This window comes from Nitratidesulfovibrio oxamicus (assembly GCF_015731765.1).
Lineage (GTDB): Bacteria > Desulfobacterota > Desulfovibrionia > Desulfovibrionales > Desulfovibrionaceae > Cupidesulfovibrio > Cupidesulfovibrio oxamicus.
Genome location: NZ_VRYY01000289.1, coordinates 1 through 3,330, shown reverse-complemented (window position 1 = coordinate 3,330; position 3,330 = coordinate 1). Strand labels below are relative to the sequence as shown.

Below are 3,330 nucleotides of genomic sequence, written 5' to 3'. Positions count from 1 at the left end.
CGCAGCGGGCGGTACGGGAACGGGGGGCACGGCTGGGACAGGCGGCGCGACGGTAACGGATGCGGGGGGCGCAGCTGACAGGCAAACTTCCTCGGCACGGCCCGAGGGGGCCGGATGCCGCACGGCGGCGCGCGATGCTGCGGTGCGCTTGGTCACATTTGCTCTCCCTGCTCTCGGGCGTTGCCCGGCGGAATCCGGGGTGGAATCCGGGGCGGATGCGCGCAACGGTGCCGCGCCGTGCGGACTGTAGCCTGACGATGGCGGAAAGTTCAAGGGTGCGCGAACCTCGGAAAGGAGCGTGCCCAGCCTGGCCGTGTGGTGCGGAACCATCGGGAATGGCTGGGAAACGGCGCGGATGGCCGGTTTGCGGGCGACGTGCCGCGCGGCCCGTTGTCAGAAGCGCGGAGCGCGGCTACACTTTTTTACGGTGTCACGAATCGCGGCCCGGCACCACGCACCACCTGCCGCGTCGTACATGGGAGTGCCGATGACATCGGTTTTTTCGCGCAGCGGGCTGTGGATGCACGGGATATGCGGGCAGCATCCTTACGGTGGGGCAAGGCGGCGCGCCATGCCCGCGGCGGGATTTGTTTCGCTGTTCCGACTGCTGCGTTGCTGTGTGCCGGCGATGGTATGCCTGCTGGCGTTTGCCGTGTTTTCGGTCACCGTGGCCGGGGCGGGACAATCTGCCGTGCCGATGGGGCAGGCCGGGGCCGTCGCGGGCGATGCATCGACCGCCTGGCCGACGGGCGCGCGCTTTCCGGACATCACCCTTGCCAACCCATCGCCGGATACCGGCGGGCCTGAGGGCCCGCAAGGCGGCCCGGAGGTGGCCGTGCCAGAACGCGCGCCCGGCGACCGCCAGGGGTTGCCCGCCCGTCTTTCCGACTTGGGCGGGCAGGTATTCATCGTGAACCTGTACAGTTGGTTCTGCGCCCCCTGCCAGGAAGAAGCCCCGGCCCTGCGCGCCCTGCACGAGCGGATCGCGTCCGCTGGGCATGGTGGATCAGGCGGACTGGACGGACGGGGCGGACTGGACGGACGGGGCGGACTGGACGGACGGGGCGGACGGGGCGAATTGGCCGGACGGGTACGGCTGGTGGGCATTGCCGCCGGTGACGACTGGAACCTCGTGCAGGCATTCCGCCAGCGGCACGGGCTGACCTTTCCCCTGTTCGCCGACCCGGAGCTGACCGTGCACGGCCAACTGGGCGGGCTTCCGGTGCCGTACACCTGGGTGCTGCGGCGCGAAGCCGACGGATTTCGAGTGCTGTTCACCCATGCCGGGGCGCTTTCCGGCACTCCTGCGGCGTTTCTGGACCGCGTGCTGGCGGCGGCGGGCCCGCTGGAGTGAACAGTGGGGAACCATTGGCGACGGTCGGGGAGCGGCGCCTCGGTGCGGGACGCGGGTGCGCATTGCGCGCCAAGGGTGATTTGGGCTACCAGAAGGATATGGAATCGTTGCCCGAAAAGCCCCGCCCTGGCCCCGAAGGGGCGCATCTTGTTCCAGACGAGCCGTGTCTCGCCTCTGAAGAGGCGGCCCTTGCCCACCTGCTGGAACACTGCTGGCCGGGCGGGCGCAGCTTCTGCCCCCGCTGCGGCGGCGGGCGGCTGTATGAACTGTCCGCCGGGCGCTGGCGTTGCGCGGGCTGCAAGTACACCTTCCACCCCTTTTCCGGGCGCTGGATCAACAACGGCAACCTCACGCCGCTGACCTGGCTGCGCCTGCTGCACATGTACGCGGGCGAGGCCACCGTGCACACCCTGGCCGCCGAACTGGGCCTTTCGTACAATGCCGCCTACAAGGCCGTGACCACGGCGCGCTTCGCCATTCTGGCCCACGCCCCGGACGCCCGCCAGCTGCTGGGGCCGGAAACCGGTCTTGGCAGCTACCTGAAGGGCAAGAAGCTGACCGGAGAACCCAGGGGCGGGGGAGGGCCGGTGCCCATTCCCGTGTTCGGCATCATGGAGCGCAACGGCTGGGTGTTCATCGACCTTGTCTCCGGCCTGTCCGCCGAGACGGTGTTCCACTTCAACCACAATTTCCATCTGCGCATCGAACGCGCCGGCAACCTGGTGCACACCGCGCCCTACCGCCACTACGACGCTCTGGTGCTGTGCGGCGACGATTCGTTGCCCTACGAGTACATCCGGCGGCGGGCCGACGGCCAGGCAGAGCCGAAGAGTGAATTCTGGAAGTTCGCCGGGGGGCGGCTGCGCGCCTTCAAGGGCGTGTCGCCCCAGCGTTTTCCGCTGTACCTCAAGGAACTGGAATTCCGCTTCAACCACCGGCGGGAGAGCCTGTTCGCCACGCTGGTGCGCTACCTGTGCGACATGGTGCCCGACGTGCCGGAGTTGGATGAATCCCGCCCGTAGGGGGGGCTGGATCAGGATTTTCATTCATGGGCTTCCGACCCGAAGGGCGCGAAGCGTGGCCGTTGGGCGAGCTTGCGAATCCCACGGCCATGGTGCGCAACGCGGTCACACTTCGCCTGCCGTAGCCCTGCTGTCCTTATCCGTAAGGTTCGCTACGTTCACCTAACGGCCAAGGCTCGGTCGAACACGATAAGAGTACGCGCTGCGGTCGCCATCCGTAAGGCTCGAAGCCTCGCCAACGGCTGCCGCGCGCTGCGGTCGCCATCCGTAAGGCTCGAAGCCTCGCCAACGGCGGAGGCATTCCCTCATGGCAGGCTCGTTTTCCTTGCCAATGAACGAAAATTCTAATCCAGAAACACCCCCCGGCAATGCCCGGCCAGAGCTTTCCCGCGCTGGCCCCCCCTTGTGCTGACAATTGGTCACCGTTTTACACCCGAGTCGTGATTTTCAGGCCCGTGCCCGGTTTTCCGGATGCGGGCCTTCTCTTTTGTATTCCGGTATGTTGCGAGAGTTTAGCTGTTGCCGTGCGGGGTGCGGATCGGTGCCAAAGTGTAATTATATGTTTTCTGACATCATGTAACGGGTGCGAATGATGGCACAAAAAAATCGGCGCCAGTGCAGGACCGTGCGCAGGAAAACACCCGTTGCCGCCTTGCGTGGTCACGTCTAACACCTTGCTGTAACAGGAAAGAAGCCTCGTTTGCGCCGCCGGGAACGGCGCGGAGGGGGCAGGGGACCGGCATGCCGCCGGACCATTACAGGGAAAGGGGACGATCATGTTCGCATACCCTGCAACACATGATGTGCCGGGGGAAACCCCGCTGCCGTTCTCGGGCCTGGGACACAACCTGGCGCCCGTGGCGTCGCGCGCCCGACTGCTGGCATGGATTCCCGTGCGGCGGCCGCGTGATGTCCGGCCGCATGCGGCGTGGCGGCGCGACGTGGATCGCGCGC

Annotated in this window: 2 protein-coding genes; both read left to right on the top strand. The window is 66.9% G+C overall.

Going from position 1 to position 3,330, the window contains the following annotated elements; translation table 11 throughout:
* Positions 1 to 652 precede the first annotated feature (652 nt).
* Entirely contained in the window at positions 653 to 1,354 is a 702-nt protein-coding gene (locus FVW20_RS10450) for a TlpA family protein disulfide reductase (protein WP_307831486.1), read from the top strand.
* A 98-nt stretch (positions 1,355 to 1,452) separates the two neighbouring features.
* The gene (locus tag FVW20_RS10445; protein WP_196609453.1) at positions 1,453 to 2,376 is read left to right on the top strand and encodes a transposase; all 924 of its coding nucleotides are present in this window, start codon (positions 1,453 to 1,455) and stop codon (positions 2,374 to 2,376) included.
* The last annotated feature ends 954 nt before the right edge of the window (positions 2,377 to 3,330 follow it).